15 protein-coding genes are annotated in these 14485 nt (G+C 55.8%); 1 reads left to right on the forward strand and 14 read right to left on the reverse strand.

Annotated elements, in window-relative coordinates:
* Positions 1–2: 2 nt before the first annotated feature.
* The 9 genes from rdgB to WC903_02760 form a co-directional block, all read right to left on the reverse strand.
* Entirely contained in the window at positions 3–557 is a 555-nt protein-coding gene (gene rdgB / locus WC903_02720) for an RdgB/HAM1 family non-canonical purine NTP pyrophosphatase (protein MFA5892858.1), read from the reverse strand.
* Positions 547–2124, reverse strand: coding sequence for a tetratricopeptide repeat protein (locus WC903_02725; GenBank protein MFA5892859.1), 1578 nt, complete (start codon positions 2122–2124; stop codon positions 547–549). The genes rdgB and WC903_02725 overlap by 11 nt, the downstream gene beginning before the upstream one ends.
* Positions 2114–3412 (reverse strand): phosphoribosylamine--glycine ligase, encoded by a 1299-nt coding sequence (gene purD, locus WC903_02730; GenBank protein ID MFA5892860.1) that lies wholly within the window; start codon positions 3410–3412, stop codon positions 2114–2116. Before purD ends, WC903_02725 begins: the two co-directional genes overlap by 11 nt.
* Positions 3412–5109: a single-stranded-DNA-specific exonuclease RecJ gene (recJ, locus tag WC903_02735; GenBank protein ID MFA5892861.1), complete on the reverse strand. Its 1698-nt coding sequence runs from the start codon at positions 5107–5109 to the stop codon at positions 3412–3414. Before recJ ends, purD begins: the two co-directional genes overlap by 1 nt.
* 166 nt (positions 5110–5275) lie before the next feature.
* Positions 5276–5647: a type II secretion system protein gene (locus WC903_02740; protein MFA5892862.1), complete on the reverse strand. Its 372-nt coding sequence runs from the start codon at positions 5645–5647 to the stop codon at positions 5276–5278.
* Between the two features lie 31 nt (positions 5648–5678).
* Positions 5679–6098: a hypothetical protein gene (locus WC903_02745; protein ID MFA5892863.1), complete on the reverse strand. Its 420-nt coding sequence runs from the start codon at positions 6096–6098 to the stop codon at positions 5679–5681.
* Between the two features lie 71 nt (positions 6099–6169).
* Positions 6170–7396, reverse strand: a complete 1227-nt coding sequence (locus WC903_02750) for a type II secretion system F family protein (protein ID MFA5892864.1) — start codon at positions 7394–7396, stop codon at positions 6170–6172.
* Positions 7389–9062, reverse strand: a complete 1674-nt coding sequence (locus WC903_02755) for an ATPase, T2SS/T4P/T4SS family (GenBank protein ID MFA5892865.1) — start codon at positions 9060–9062, stop codon at positions 7389–7391. Before WC903_02755 ends, WC903_02750 begins: the two co-directional genes overlap by 8 nt.
* Positions 9063–9067: 5 nt before the next feature.
* Entirely contained in the window at positions 9068–9454 is a 387-nt protein-coding gene (locus WC903_02760; protein ID MFA5892866.1) for a response regulator, read from the reverse strand.
* 43 nt (positions 9455–9497) lie between these two features.
* Here WC903_02760 and hflX point away from each other — a divergent pair, with 43 nt between their 5' ends.
* A complete protein-coding gene (hflX, locus tag WC903_02765; GenBank protein MFA5892867.1) occupies positions 9498–10592 on the forward strand; it encodes a GTPase HflX in 1095 nt (364 codons plus the stop codon).
* On the opposite strand, the gene WC903_02770 is transcribed toward hflX, so the two are convergent.
* The 5 genes from WC903_02770 to WC903_02790 all read right to left on the reverse strand — a co-directional run bounded on the left by WC903_02770 (position 10578) and on the right by WC903_02790 (position 14454).
* Complete coding sequence (locus tag WC903_02770; protein ID MFA5892868.1) at positions 10578–10994, reverse strand: endonuclease domain-containing protein; 417 nt, start codon at positions 10992–10994, stop codon at positions 10578–10580. The genes hflX and WC903_02770 overlap by 15 nt on opposite strands.
* A gap of 107 nt (positions 10995–11101) precedes the next feature.
* Positions 11102–12121 (reverse strand): 3-deoxy-7-phosphoheptulonate synthase, encoded by a 1020-nt coding sequence (gene aroF, locus WC903_02775; protein MFA5892869.1) that lies wholly within the window; start codon positions 12119–12121, stop codon positions 11102–11104.
* Positions 12122–12127: 6 nt separating this feature from the next.
* A complete protein-coding gene (gene aroH / locus WC903_02780) occupies positions 12128–12478 on the reverse strand; it encodes a chorismate mutase (protein ID MFA5892870.1) in 351 nt (116 codons plus the stop codon).
* 12 nt (positions 12479–12490) lie between these two features.
* Positions 12491–13027 (reverse strand): biotin--[acetyl-CoA-carboxylase] ligase, encoded by a 537-nt coding sequence (locus tag WC903_02785; protein MFA5892871.1) that lies wholly within the window; start codon positions 13025–13027, stop codon positions 12491–12493.
* Complete coding sequence (locus tag WC903_02790; protein MFA5892872.1) at positions 13024–14454, reverse strand: S-layer homology domain-containing protein; 1431 nt, start codon at positions 14452–14454, stop codon at positions 13024–13026. The genes WC903_02785 and WC903_02790 overlap by 4 nt, the downstream gene beginning before the upstream one ends.
* Positions 14455–14485 lie beyond the last annotated feature (31 nt).

Genomic DNA, 14485 nt, shown 5'->3' on the forward strand with positions numbered 1-14485 from the left:
TTTTATTTCAGGATCTCGCGCAACTTTCTCAACGCTCTCCCTCGATGGCTGATCCTGTTCTTCTCCACCGCCGACATCTCGGCGAAAGTTTTTTTATAACCGCAGGGGCGGAAAACGGGGTCGTAGCCGAAACCGTGCTTTCCCTGCATCTCGCGGGTGATCCGCCCGCGGCAAACGCCTTTCACCGTCCTGATCTTGCCCGACGGATAAGCGATGGCGATAACACAGACAAACTTGGCGCCTCGATCTGGGCAGTTTTTTGTCACCCGGAGCAATTTGGCGCAAAGATTGGCCGGCGTTGGAGGAGTAGCAAACCGCGCTGACTTGACCCCCGGCTTACCGCCGAGACAATTAACCATTAACCCAGAATCATCAGCGATCCCGATCTGCCCGGGCTTTAATTTGAGCGCTTTGACTTTCTTGATCGCGTTCGCTTCAAACGTTTTCCCGTTCTCCGTGACTCGTGATTCGTGGCTCGTGACTCGTAACTTCAGGATTTGCGTAATCTCACGCAATTTATGCCGATTAGCCGTTGCCACTACGATCTTACTTTCCATTTAGCAGCCTTAAATATTTACGGGCATCGATATGTTCGGGATTGACCTTCAGGGCCTTTTCCCAAAGGCCTTTCGCCTCGCCGATCCTCCCCTGCCGGGCATAGAGCAGGCCCAGGTTAAAGAGCGCGTTATCATAAAGGGGATTAATCTTTAATTCCTCCAGAAACTCGACCTCGGCCGCCGCCAGCTTACCCTGGTTCAGGTAGATCAGCCCCAGATTATTGTGGACCATCGGTTCGGCAGGATTTAGTTCCAAGGCTTTCTTATATTCTTTTCCAGCTTTAGCTAATTGACCGTTCAAATAATACATCGCCCCTAAATTCCTGCGGGCCAGCGGGTGATGAGGCGAGGTTTTAACCGCGTTCCGCCAAAAACTAAGCGGGTCTTTAAAAATATCGCTGTGAACAATATTTAAGCCCGAAAATAAAATTATTATGGCGGCACCTATGGCCAGCGCCCATTTTCTATCGCGGCCGATGATCTTGACCAAGCCGGTCTCCAGGAACAAGATAATAAAGCCGATCAGCGGCAGGTAAAGCCGGTGTTCATACAACGCCACGCCGGTATAGAGGGAAGGATCAGAAAACACCAGGGAGGGCAACAGGAAAAGGAGGAACCAAACGGCTCCCAAGACAATGAGGCCGTAATGCTTTTTTTTCGTGAAGAGCAGCAGGGCACAAATAATAACCAGGGCCATAAAACCATAAGCCAAAGATGAATCCCGCAAAGTCGGCAGGGGCGACAGATTAAAAGGCAAAACTATTTTTCCGATATAGAGCGTCACCGCCGCCGGATTAAATATTGACCTAAACACGTAGTCCATCGTCAAGGTGACCGGCTTGACCAGGATCGCCCGCCTCAGCAAAAACCAGACGACTGAAATAAGGAACCAACCCGCAGCCAAAAACTTTAGGCTGGGGAGAGAGTCTTTTTGTTTATTAACGAGATAAGCATAAAGCGGGCACAACAAGATCAGAATCAGCGCGGGCTCCTTCGTTAAGAGGGCCAGAGCAAAAAATAGCAGATGCCAGAAATAGTAAGACCACCTGCCTGTTCTTAAATAATCCAAGAAGAAAATAAAGGCCGCTAAAACCAAAACCGTCAACAGCGCGTCAACCATCCCCGGGATCCAGACGACCACCGCCGCTAAGGCCGGATGAACGGTAAAGATCAGGGAAAAAATATAAGCCAAAAGCCGGCTGTAGCCCAGTTTCACCAAAAAGAGGAAAAGGAGGCAAGCGGCCAGCAGATGGCAGGCAATGTTTATGCCGTGATAAACCAGGGGGGAGCTCCCCCCTATTTGGGCGCCTAAAATATAGGGGATGACCGCCACGGGCCGATAAAAGTCTCCAAAGGCAGGCACAATAATTTGACTAAAGACATGGAAAATATTAAATATATTTTTTAGGGCGTTTTGGCTGTCAAGAATTACCACATTGTCATCTAAATACGTAAAACCAAAGAAGAGGGCCCTAAAGTAGAGCAACAAGCCGACAGCCATGATCCACAAGTAAGGGCGGAAAGATCTTAAAAAGATCCGATCGATCCACTCTTCCTTATCTTTCATATTTGAGGGCTTTTTTTCCGATATCCTTCCGATAGTGCATCCCTTTAAATTTTATCAGATCGACCGCTTGGTAAGCTTTATCGATCGCGAACTTGATCGACCCGCCCAAGGCAGTCACGCCCAGAACTCGCCCGCCATTGGTGACAATCGCCCTGGTCCCTGGTCCCTGGTCCCTGGTCCCTAACCCCGTGCCAGCGTGAAAAACCATCACATGATCTAATTGATCGATTTTATCTAAGCCCTTGATCGGCAAACCCTTCTCGTATTTACCGGGATAGCCACCGGCGGCCAGGACGACACAAACGGCCGCCCGCTCGTCCCATTCGATCAGCCGGTCATCTAGTTTCCGGTCGATGATCGCCTCCATGATCGGCACGAGATCGGATTTCAACCGCATCATGATCGGCTGGGTCTCCGGGTCGCCTAAACGGGCGTTGAACTCGAGGACCATTGGTCCTTTCTTCGTCACCATCACTCCAGCGTAGATCACTCCCTGATAAACGATCCCCTCCTGCTTCATCCCATTAACAAAAGGCTTCAGGACGTTAACATCGATCTCCGACATTAAATGTTCGGTCACGACCGGCGCCGGCGAATAAGCCCCCATCCCGCCGGTGTTGGGCCCTTTGTCCCCGTCATTGATCCGCTTGTGGTCCTGCGAAGAAGCGAGCGGGATGATCGAATCGCCGTCAGTTAGAGCGATGATCGAAGCCTCTTCCCCGACCAGACATTCTTCAATGATCACCCGGTCGCCGGCCGAGCCGAATTCTTTCTTCTCCATGATCAACTTGACCGCTAGGGTCGCCTCGGTTTTTTTCTGGCAGACCATGACCCCTTTCCCCGCCGCCAAGCCATCCGCTTTGACGACCAGCGGCGCCCCCATCTGCTCAATGTAAGCTAAGGCTTCAGGTAGTTTAGAAAAGATCCCGGCCTGGGCGGTCGGGATGCCGTATTTGATCATGAACTCCTTGGAGAAAACCTTGCTCCCCTCGATCCGGGCCGCGGCCTGGCAAGGGCCAAATATCCTTAGCCCCTCTTTAGTAAAAAGGTCAACGATCCCGGCGACCAGCGGGACCTCCGGACCAACAACGGTCAGGTCAATCTTTTTCTCCCGGCAGAACTTCAGCAGCCCTTTTATATCGTCCGACTGGAGCGGGACGTTCTCCGCCAGCTCGGCCGTCCCGGCGTTACCCGGCGCGCAGTAGATCTTTTCCGCCAGCGGGCTCTGGGCTATTTTCCAGACCAGCGCGTGCTCGCGGCCGCCGCTCCCCACCACTAGTATTTTCATCACTTTTCCTCCCTCAAGTCGTTCAAGGATAATTGGACCGATTCGAAACCATTATACTCGTTACTTTCCAGGTTGACCGCTAGGTCGTAGGGCTGCTGGAAGACTAAACTGTCGGCTATTTCCCCGAAGCCAAAGCCGATCGTCTCCAGGGTCACGCCGTCGCGTTCGAACCGCGCCTTGAGGTGCTTGCCACCCTTGCCGACTTTTTTCCTCTCGGTCAGCCGCATCCCCCGCAAGAGCAACAACGGCTCGGCGTTATCTTCCCCAAAGGGGGCCAGCCGCGAAAGCTCCCGGACCAGACCGAGAGAGACCTGGGACGGCGAAAGCTCCGCATCTATTTCCACCGTAGGGAGAAGTTGTTCCGGGCCGATCAGCTCCTCGACCTTGATCTTGAGCCGGCGTTTCAACTCCGGGATATTGTCGGCCGCGATCGAGAAACCGGCCGCCCCCTCGTGCCCGCCAAAATCGAGAAAGAGGTCACGGCAGGAATCGAGCAAAGCAAAAATGTTAACCCCATCGACCGAACGGGCTGACCCGCGCCCCACCCCTTCGTTGATCCCGATCAGGACGGTCGGGCGGGAATAGGCGTCAACCACCTGGGAAGCAATGATGCCGATCACCCCGGGGTGCCAATTCTGGCCGGAGAGAACGATCAGTTTATGCTCGGCCACATAAGCCGCGCTCAATTGGGCAAAGACTTCTTCTTTGATCCCAACGCCGATATCCTGGCGCCGGATATTGATCCGGTTCAACCCCTGGGCCAGCTTCTTCGCCTGCTCCGGATCGTCGGTCAGGAGGAGTTCCAGGGAATGAGAAGCGTGCTCCAACCGTCCGGCCGCGTTAAGCCGCGGCGAGAGGGCAAAATAAACATTGTTGACCGTGATCTTATCACGCAACGAAGCCGCCTCGGCCAAACTTTTCAGCCCGACCCGTTTCCGCTCGTTGATCAAGCTCAACCCGCCGACGGCCAGGATCCGGTTCTCGTCGGTTAAGGGAACAACGTCGGCCAGGGTCCCTAAGGCGGCCAAGTCGAGCAAGGAGGTAAGAAAAACGGCGTCACGCACCCCGGCGGTCTTGAGCAACGCCCAGGCGAACTTGAAAGCGACCCCGGCCCCGGCCAGATATTTCGACGGATGCTCGCCGCTGATCATTTTTGGGTTGACGACCGCTACAGCCGGCGGCAACTCTTGCGGCAGGTTATGGTGATCGGTCACAACGACAGCCATCCCCAGGCGGTTCGCTTCCGCCACTTCTTTGGCGCTGGCAATGCCGCAATCGACGGTGACGATCAACTTTACTCCAAGTGCTTCGATCTTTCTGACCGATTCGAGCGACAGGCTGTACCCTTCCCCATAACGGTGCGGGATATAATGCGCCACATCGAGACCGAGGAATTTGCAGGTGTGGACGAGAATGGCGGTGCCGGTGACGCCGTCAACGTCATAATCACCATATATCAGAACTTTTTCTCCCCGCTCTTTGGCCAGGAGGACCCGTTCAGCGCCGGTTTTTATGTTCGGGATCTCGAACGGATCACGGAGCTGGGCCAACTTGGGGTTTAGGAAGAGCTCGGCCCGCGCCAGGTCACCCAGGCCGCGGTTAACCAGGATGCTCGCCACCAGCGGAGAGACTTTCAGGGCGGTACTTAGCCGCTCAACTTCCGCCGGAGGGACTTTATGGAGTAACCACTTCTTCACGGATTTTTAGTATATCTCAAAACGCCCAGCCGTTCAAACCACTTACCCCTAACCCCTCTTCTCCCCTTCCCCCTTATTAAGGGGGAAGGGGATGGGGGATAGGGGTGAGGAAAAAAACTGGGGCCCTGGCTTAGCCAGGGCCCCGTTATGATCCCAAAAACTAATATTAGTAACTGGAATAAGCGCTGTTGTTGATCCAAACCCGTCCGTTGACGGAATCATACATCCAGCCTGTACCACCGGCCTCCGGAGTCAGGCCAAGGTTAACAGTAGTAACGTTCGAATACGGTTCGACCGGGAGGTTCCCGTCATGGAACAAGGCCGCGGTAATATTAGCAGGCATGCTGGCGTTGCCGTACGCCGCGTTGCTGGCATATTGGATCGCCACCGCCGCGCGGATGCTCCCCAGGGTACCTTTGGCTGCGTTCTCCTTCGCCTTCGATGACAGATCAATAAAGCGCGGCAGAGCGGTCGCGGCCAGGATCCCCAAGATCACGATAACCATCACAAGCTCAATAAGTGTAAAACCTTTTTTCATCTATTCACCTCCTTCGTTATGAACTTTCTTGCTAGCGGATCAACAGCAAAGCGTAGAAAATATAGATCGCGCCCAGGACCAGGATGACCCCGAAACTTTTGCGCGTCCCGTTGCCGATCTCACCGGTCGAGAGGAGCATTTGGTCGGCAATCCGGCTAATGGTCCCCAGCCAGTTCGGCAGGAAGAGGTAGAGAAGACCAAAGAAGATGATGACCGCCCCGACCAAGTGCAGCCACCAGAGTTCAGTATAGCTAAAGGCGACCGAAATGATCCAGCCGCCGGCAATAACCAGGAGGATCCCGGCCGGCATCCGGACCGCCATGACCGCGCCATCGACTTGAGCGACGGTCGCGTTAAGGACATTGCCGATACGACGGAGGGTCTCACCGGAAAAAAACAACAAGAGGCCGGTACACAAGCTAAGAACTCCAGCGGTGATTAATAATTCCATCTCTCTTTGGCTCCTTTTTTGAACGTAACGAAATTATAGCTCCCCCCCTCTCCTTGTCAAGGGGTAGATTACTAATTGGTCTTATAGACATTGATCAAGTCCCACATCGGCAGGAAAATGCCCAGAGCAAAAAGCAAAAGTATGAAACCGAGCCCGAAGATCAGCAACGGTTCGATCAGCGGCGTCAGGTTATCAATGGTGTAGTCGATCTCCCGGTCAAAATAATCGGCCGTCTTGCCGAGCATGTGCTCCAGCGTACCCGCCTTCTCCCCGATCGCGACCATGGAAATGGCGATCGGCGGGAAGACTTTGCTCCCCCGCATCGGTTCGGCCAGGCTTTTACCCTGTGAGACGGCGTTGCGAATATCGATGATCACGCGGGAGATGACCTTGTTATCGACCGTCGCCGCCGTCACGGTCAGCGCTTCCAGGATCGGAATACCCGAGGCGAGCATGGCCGAAAGCATCCGGCCAAAACGAGACAAGTAAATCTTGGAATAGAGCGGCCCGAAGACCGGGGTAGAAAGGATAAAGTGGTCCCAGCTGTAGCGCCCTTTCTCGGTGGCCAGGAACTTCCGGAAGAAATAAACGCCAGCGATCACCCCGCCCAGGACCCAATACCAAAAAGCGGAGATGAAAGTGTTCAGCCACATTAGAATTCTGGTCGGCAGGGGGAGGTCGGCCTTGAAGGCGGCGAAAAAGCTGGCGAATTTCGGTATAACATAGGTGGTCAGGATAACAAAGGCAATGCAGAGCGTCACCAGGACGATCAGCGGATAGCGGGTCGCCGCCTTGACCCGGTCGGACGTGGCAATATCCTTTTCGATCAGGTTGGAAACGCGGTCGAGCACGGACGGGAGGATACCGGCCTTCTCCCCAGCCCTGATCATGTTGACGACCAGCGAGGGAAAGACATCGTGGTATTTATCCAGCGCGTCGGAAAAGGTCAAGCCCCCTTCGATATCTTTCTTGACCTGGTAAACGATCGCGCGGAAAGTCCGGTTCATGATCTGTTCCGCCACCGCTTCCAAACTGCTAATGAGGGGGACCCCCGCATCGAGAGTTGAGGCCAACTGGCGGGTAAAGACGACCATCTCTTCGGGCCGGACCCGCTGGAACCTGGCCAGAACTTCGTCGAAGCGCGCCTGCAGGATGGAGTATTCTTCCTGGTCGATTGAGATCGGCATGTAACCAAGCTTCGCCAACTGGATCGCGACCCCTTTGGAGTTTTCCGCTTCCATGCGGCCGGTGGCCAGCACGCCGTATTTGTCCCTGGCCCGGTAATTAAAGTTAGTCAAGTTGCGTCACCCTGATCACTTCATCCAGGGTCGTCTTCCCTTCGAGCACTTTCAGGAGCCCGTCGTCGCGCAAGGTCCTCATCCCGGCGGCGATCGCCGCTGTCTTGATCTCTGACGAGGTCGCCTTACTTATTATAAGGTCCTGGACCTGCGTGGTCACGGTCAGCATCTCAAAGATCCCCAGCCGCCCTTTATATCCGGTGTTGCGGCAATGCTTGCACCCTTTTCCCTGGAAAAATTCTTGTTTTTTATCCGGGTCGAACCCGATCTTGACCAACACTTCCCGCGACGGCATAAAAGGGACCTTGCAGCGCGGGCAGATCGTCCGGACCAGCCGTTGGGCGATGACCGCGGCCACCGCCGAAGCGGTCAGAAAGGGTTCGATCCCCATGTCGACCAGCCTGGTCAGGGTGCCGGCGGCATCGTTGGTATGCAAGGTCGAAAAGACCAGGTGGCCGGTCAGCGCCGCCTGGATAGCGATGCGCGCCGTTTCCTGATCGCGGATCTCCCCGACCAGGATGACATCGGGGTCCTGGCGGAGCATCGCCCGGAGGGCGTTGGAGAACTCCAGGCCGGCTTTCACATTTATCTGCGACTGGCGGATCCCGGCCAGTTCGTATTCGACCGGATCTTCGATCGTCATGATATTCTTTTCCGGGGTCAGGATGCGGCTCAAAGTAGCGTAGAGGGTCGTTGTCTTACCGGAGCCGGTCGGACCGGTCACCAGGACGATGCCGTAAGGGCGTTTGACGATCTCTTCGAACTTGGCCAGGTTATCCGGGGAAAAACCGAGGTCTTCGAGGGAAAAGATAGCGTGGCTCTTGTCGAGCAGGCGCATGACGACCGCTTCACCGTAGATCGAGGGATAAGTGGAAACGCGGACATCGACCGCCTTGTTCTCGACCTTCAATTCAAAACGGCCATCCTGGGGAACGCGCGACTCGGCGATATCCATCTTCCCCATCACCTTGATGCGGGTCACGATCGAGGAAAAGATGTGCGAGGGGATAGAGGAAACTTCGTGCATCAAGCCGTCCACCCGATAGCGGACCCGGACACTTTTTTCCGTCGGCTCGATATGGACGTCGGAAGCGTTCTCGGCCAGCGCCCGCAGCACCAGCATATTGACCAATTTTATAACCGGCGCGTCCTCGGTCGCGGCGGCCGCCGCCGGCATTTGGACCGGCGTTCCCGCCGGGCTGATATCCTTGATCAGGTCCTCCACCGAACCGGCCACCCCATAGTACTGGCCGATCGCCGCTTCGATCTCCTTGGCAGTCGCCACCATCGGCTCAACGTCGCACTTGGTCTTGGTCCTGACCTCGTCCATCGCCAGCACGTCGAAGGGGTCGACCATCGCCACCGTCAAAACGTCACCGACCTTGAAGAGCGGGATCAGTTTATACTTGCGGGCCGAGGCGATCGGCACCAGGTTGACGATCTTCTGGTCGACCAGATAGCACGACAGGTCGACGCGGGGGATCTCCATCTCTTTTTCCAGGAAATTTATGAGGGTGTTCTCATCGACCAGGGACTTGCGCAGGATGCTCTTGATCAGCGACTCGCCGGTGCGGCGGCCCTCGTCGATCGCTTCCCGCACCTGGCATTCGTTCAAGAGGCCGCTGCGGACCAGGCTCTCGCGCAGCGACTTGCTCTGGTCGACCATGGTTTTTAGTCCTTCTTTTCCAGCCGCTCCCGGACCTTGGCCAGGAGGACGGCTGCGTCGAACGGCTTGGTCAGGTAATCGCCCGCCCCCATCTCCAGGCCGGTCGCTTTATCCAGTTCCTGGATCTTGGCGGTCAGCATGATGATCGGGATATGGCTGTAATTCTCATCGAATTTTAGCATACGGGCGACCGTGTAGCCATCCATTTTCGGCAGCATGACATCGAGGAGGATAAGATCGGGGTTCTCGCCGCGGGCTTTTTCCAACGCCGCCTGCCCGTCCGCGGCCTTGATCACCGCGTACCCCTGGGACTCGAGCATCAGGGTAAGCAGTGAAACCACGTCGAGCTCGTCGTCAACGACCAATATTTTTTTTACCGCAACTTCTGCCATTATCAACGCGTTTGATTATAACACATGTGTTACAATAGGAACAATGAGAACGGAACGGGCGGTCTTAGTCGGGGTCGAGATCGGGCGGGAGGCGCCGGCCCTCGAGGAATTGGCCCGGCTGGCCGACACGGCCGGGGCGGACACTGTCGCCACCCTCACCCAAAAAAGGGAGCGCCCGGACCCAAAATATTTCATCGGCTCGGGTAAAATAGAGGAGCTGAAAGCGCTGGCCGCCGAACACCGGGCCAACCTGGCTATTTTCGACCATCCCCTCTCCCCCTCCCAGACCAGGAACATCGAGGACTCGAGCGGCCTCAAGGTCATCGACCGGACCGAGCTGATCCTCGACATTTTCGCCCAGCACGCCCGGTCGCGTGAAGGAAAACTCCAGGTCGAGCTGGCCCAGTCAACTTTTCTGCTGACCCGGCTCGGCGGACGCGGTGTGATGATGTCGCGGCTCGGCGGCGGGATCGCCACCCGCGGCCCGGGCGAGACCAGACTGGAATACGACCGGCGCCACATCCGCGCCAAGATCTGCGCGCTCAAAAAGCAGATCGATAAGGTCCGGCAGGAACGCCAGGTCAAGCGGGAACGGCGGCGCCAGGCGCGCATCCCCACCGTCGCCCTCGTCGGTTACACCAACTCCGGCAAATCGACCCTGCTTAACGCGCTGACCAAAGCCGGGGTCTTGACGGAAGACAAACTTTTCGCCACGCTTGACCCGACGGTGCGCCGGTTGTATCTTCCCTCCGGCCGCGTCGTTCTGTTGACCGATACCGTCGGTTTTATCCAGAAACTCCCCCACCAGCTGGTCGCCGCCTTCCAGGCGACGCTGGAAGAAGTGAGCGAAGCCGACCTCTTGCTCCATGTCATTGACGCCGCCCATCAAGGTTATGAACAACAGATCAGCGCCGTTTACGAGGTTTTAGAGGAATTGCACAGTATCGCCAAGCCGCTCATCTCTATCTTCAATAAGGCGGACCAGCTGGAGAAAAAGCTAAGCAAGAAGACGTTGGCTAAATATAAACCGGCGGTCGTCATTTCCGCCCTGCGGGGCGAAGGCTTAAAGGAATTATTGGCTACAATCGACGCCCAACTGCCGCCGCCACTGCCAACTCACCCGCTAGCGCAAAACTGACCCCCCTCTCTTAGAAAGAGAGGGTTGGGAAGGTTTCAAGTAAACTCTTAAGGCATCTAATGATATTCTTAACTGATCGATTATTTCCGCATTACGAAAACGGACAATGCTTAGGCCTAAACTTTTAAGGACATATTCCCTGGCCTCATCATAATCTTTTTGTTGCTCATGTACGCCTCCGTCAACTTCGATGACCAATTTAGCTTCATGACAATAAAAGTCAGCGATCAAAAACCGTTCCCTCCCCTGCCACTCAAAAACAATCGGATGCTGCCGCAAAAACTTTTTTCCTGATAACTTCCTATCTTTTAGCGCTCTCCATAAGACTTTTTCAGCCTCGGTTTGGTCCTTTCTCAGGCTACGGACGGTTTGTTTCACCAGATTGCTTAAACGTTGTCGCATAATGATTGATCGTTCGTACTAATTTAATTAACAAAAAAAACGATTGTTTAACGGAATTGAAGCTTTTATACCCCCTCTCTTTTTAAGAGAGGGGGATGGGGGGTGAGTTAAAGGGTTCGCCCAACTGCCGCCGCCACTGCCTTCAACTCGGTCATCAACTTCTGGAACGTATCCGGTTTAAGCGACTGCGCTCCGTCGCTCATCGCTTCGTCCGGCCGCGGGTGGACCTCGATCATCAAACCATCCGCACCGGCCGCGATCCCCGCTTTGGCCATGGCCGGGACCAGGTCCCATTCACCTGTCCCGTGGCTGGGGTCGACAATGATCGGCAGATGGGTCAATTTTTTCACGACCGGAACGGCGTTGAGATCGAGGGTATTTCTGGTCGCCGTTTCAAATGTCCTGATCCCGCGCTCACACAAGACAACCTGTTTGTTCCCCTCCGAGAGGATATATTCAGCCGACATCAGCCACTCCTGAATAGTTGAGCCGGGACCTCGTTTCAGCAAGATCGGCTTTTTGGTTTTGCCAACTTCTTTCAATAAATTAAAATTAGCCATATTCCGCGCGCCGATCTGCAGCATATCCGCGTACCTGGCGACCAATTCCACGTCGCGAGTGTCCATGACCTCGGTGACGAAAGGAAGTCCGGTCTTCTCACGCGCCTGGGCCATGAACTTTAAGCCCTGCTCCCCCAGGCCCTGAAAAGCATAGGGGGAAGTCCGCGGTTTGAAAGCGCCGCCGCGCAGAACGGAAGCACCTGCCCGCTTGACCACCTCCGCGACTTCCAGGAACTCCTTTTCCCCTTCCACCGAACACGGACCGGCCATCACCACGAGCTTTTGGCCGGCGCCGATCTTCACGCCACCAGCTAACTCAACGATCGTATCCGCTTTTTGGAATTCGCGACTGACCATTTTGTAAGGCTTGCGGATGGGGACGATCTCGGAAACGCCCGGCATCATTTGGATGGATTCGAGCTGGATCGCTGATTTGTCGCCGATCGCGCCGATCACGGCGCGTTCCGCTCCCTGGGAAAGATGAACGCCGAAACCGTGCTTTTTCAGCCTCGCCGAGACCAGGTCGATCTGCTCCTGGCTCGCGTCCGGCTTCATGATGATGATCACCTTCGGCTACCTCCTAAGATTCTTGGCTTCGCGCAAATAGACGTGGCGCATGGCCGTCTGCGGCCGGTCGGTGTTAACGTGCAAGAGAACACGGACGCAGAGCGGCAAACTGCCGGGGACGTCAATCTCGTTGCCGCAGAGAAGCGGCGTATCGTGCCAGCCGATCTCCCGGGCGGCGACCGCCGGGAACTCGGCGTTCAGATCGCGGGTGGTGGAGAAAAGAGCCGAGGCAATCTCGGCCACCTCTAAACCGTTCTCCACAACCAGTGCCTGCAGCAACTCCCTGGTCGCGCTGATGATCTCCCCTTTATCGTTTCTGGGAACGGTGATCGCCCCGCGAATACCTCTGACTGCCATAATAACTAAATGTTAGCAAAATTTACCGAGGTAAGCAAGATACTCCTGCTCCAGCTCGGCCAGCAGGATGGCCAAGCACTCGTCCAGCTGATGGTTTTTTCCAGTCAGAGCGAAAAGACTGGTCGCGTTCTCCCCCACTGCCGCGGGTAAGGTATTAATATTAACACCAAGACCGATGATCAGGTGTCCGGAAGGGAGTCGTTCGGTCAAGATCCCGCTGATCTTCCGGCCGTGGACCAGGACATCGTTTGGCCATTTGACGACCGCTCCGGCGCAACCCAACTTTTCGAGAAATTTGCGGACCGCCAGGGCGCCGACCAGAGTGACCTGGGCCAGTTCGTTCGGATTACGAAAAGGTTTGAGGACGACCGAAAAGTAAAGATTACCAACGGGTGAATGCCAGCGGCTCCCCGGTTTGCCCCGGCCGGCCGTTTGCCGTCCGGCCACGACGACCAAACCTTCACCCGCGCCGAGCTTGACCTGGCGGCGCGCTTCGTCGCTGGTCGAATCTATTTCCGGCAGGCGGATGATCTGGCGGCCGAGGATCAAAAGCGGTAGAGCAGGCCGACCGCGGCCAGGTCGGAGGTGTCGCCGCTCAACTTGTCCTGGTAAACGCGGTAGGCGGCGTCAAAGTTAACGTTCGGGGCGAGATTATAGGAGATCCCGCCCTGCCCGGTCGCCCGCGCTCGGCTCCCCTCATATTTGAAGTCGCCGTTCAAACGGACATCGCCTTTACCGATCAATTTAACCTTATCGGAAACCGACTGGACCAACTGGCCGCCGAAATTGACGGTCCCGTTCTCCAGCGGCCGGTCAAAATTATCATAACCGGCCAGGTCGAATTGCTCGCCGGCAAAACGCCCGTCAATATAAGCCGAACCGACCTTGGCCGCCCGGACCATCATCACGGTCCCGGTCTCCCACGGGTCGTTCAAAGAGACACTGCCGGCGACCATCATCTGGCTCGAGCTCTTACCCAAGCCGACGGTCGTCTGCGCCTGGGCTTTCTCGCCGAGCGGCGCCAGCAGGTCGATCTTCGCCTTGATGCTCCGGTCACTGGTGGAAAGGAGTCCGCGCGAAACGTAATCGCCGGTCAGGTCAACCTTGAAGTCCCTGACCAGGAGGAAACGGTCGAACTTATAGCTGATCGCTCCGGTCAGCCAGCTGGTGTTGATCCGGCCGGAAAGGTCGAGCGTCCGGTTCTGCAATGAATAATAGCCGGTGGTCACTTCGGCGCCGAACAGTTTTGTTCTTGCTTCGATCCCGGTGTCCGGGCGGAGATAAGTAACCCCGACCTCGCTGGAAAAAGCGCCGGTCGGATCAAAGGCATGCTGTTTGGGTCCCGGGCCATAGGTCAATTTCAGATGGACGGGCGCCTTGAGGTTCCAATCGGAAAGGTCCAATTTTAAATTTGATTCGATATCGAACAATTCCGAAGCGAGCAGTCCGCGCCCCGGGATAGCCGCCGAGCCGTCGTCATAGTAGCCGTAATCCATCGTATCAAGATTGATCTTGAGGTCGGCCCCTTCGCCCAGCTCCTTGGCCGTCTTGACGACCAGCCGGTAATCGGCCAGTCCGGTGCGCGGCGCGCCGGCCGACGAAAGGATATTCCCCATCTTCCAGTCCCCCTGGTAAGTACCAGCGACCGCCATTTCCCCCTGCGGCTTCTTGAGGTCGGCGATCTGATCGCGTAATGCCTTGATCTCGCCCTTGATATCTTCGCCGCCGAGCGACTTGGCCAATTTCGAGAGAAAAATAGCGGTCTCAAAGCGGTTGATCGGTTTGTTGCCGCGGAAAGTTCCGTCGGGATACCCTTTCGTCACGCCGAGGCGGACCAGGTCGTAGACCGCCGAGGCCGCCCAGTGGTCGTCTGGAACATCCTTGAGCCGTAAAGGAACGGCCGTAGCTTCCCCACTCTGGGCCAAGGCCGGCCAGGCTAGACAAAAAGTTAAGAGCAATAGCGTTATTTTCTTCATTTTACCGCCAATAAAATTATATCAATTCCCA

It is taken from the genome of Candidatus Margulisiibacteriota bacterium (assembly GCA_041658645.1).
Classification (GTDB): domain Bacteria; phylum Margulisbacteria; class WOR-1; order O2-12-FULL-45-9; family XYB2-FULL-48-7; genus JBAZZV01.

Bases quoted from the DNA above. Each gene is read 5' to 3' on its own strand.
- rdgB (MFA5892858.1), bottom strand. From the start codon at position 557: ATGGAAAGTAAGATCGTAGTGGCAACGGCTAATCGGCATAAATTGCGT.
- WC903_02725 (MFA5892859.1), bottom strand. From the start codon at position 2,124: ATGAAAGATAAGGAAGAGTGGATCGATCGGATCTTTTTAAGATCTTTC.
- purD (MFA5892860.1), bottom strand. From the start codon at position 3,412: ATGAAAATACTAGTGGTGGGGAGCGGCGGCCGCGAGCACGCGCTGGTC.
- WC903_02740 (MFA5892862.1), bottom strand. From the start codon at position 5,647: ATGAAAAAAGGTTTTACACTTATTGAGCTTGTGATGGTTATCGTGATC.
- WC903_02745 (MFA5892863.1), bottom strand. From the start codon at position 6,098: ATGGAATTATTAATCACCGCTGGAGTTCTTAGCTTGTGTACCGGCCTC.
- WC903_02755 (MFA5892865.1), bottom strand. From the start codon at position 9,062: ATGGTCGACCAGAGCAAGTCGCTGCGCGAGAGCCTGGTCCGCAGCGGC.
- WC903_02760 (MFA5892866.1), bottom strand. From the start codon at position 9,454: ATGGCAGAAGTTGCGGTAAAAAAAATATTGGTCGTTGACGACGAGCTC.
- hflX (MFA5892867.1), top strand. From the start codon at position 9,498: ATGAGAACGGAACGGGCGGTCTTAGTCGGGGTCGAGATCGGGCGGGAG.
- WC903_02770 (MFA5892868.1), bottom strand. From the start codon at position 10,994: ATGCGACAACGTTTAAGCAATCTGGTGAAACAAACCGTCCGTAGCCTG.
- aroH (MFA5892870.1), bottom strand. From the start codon at position 12,478: ATGGCAGTCAGAGGTATTCGCGGGGCGATCACCGTTCCCAGAAACGAT.
- WC903_02790 (MFA5892872.1), bottom strand. From the start codon at position 14,454: ATGAAGAAAATAACGCTATTGCTCTTAACTTTTTGTCTAGCCTGGCCG.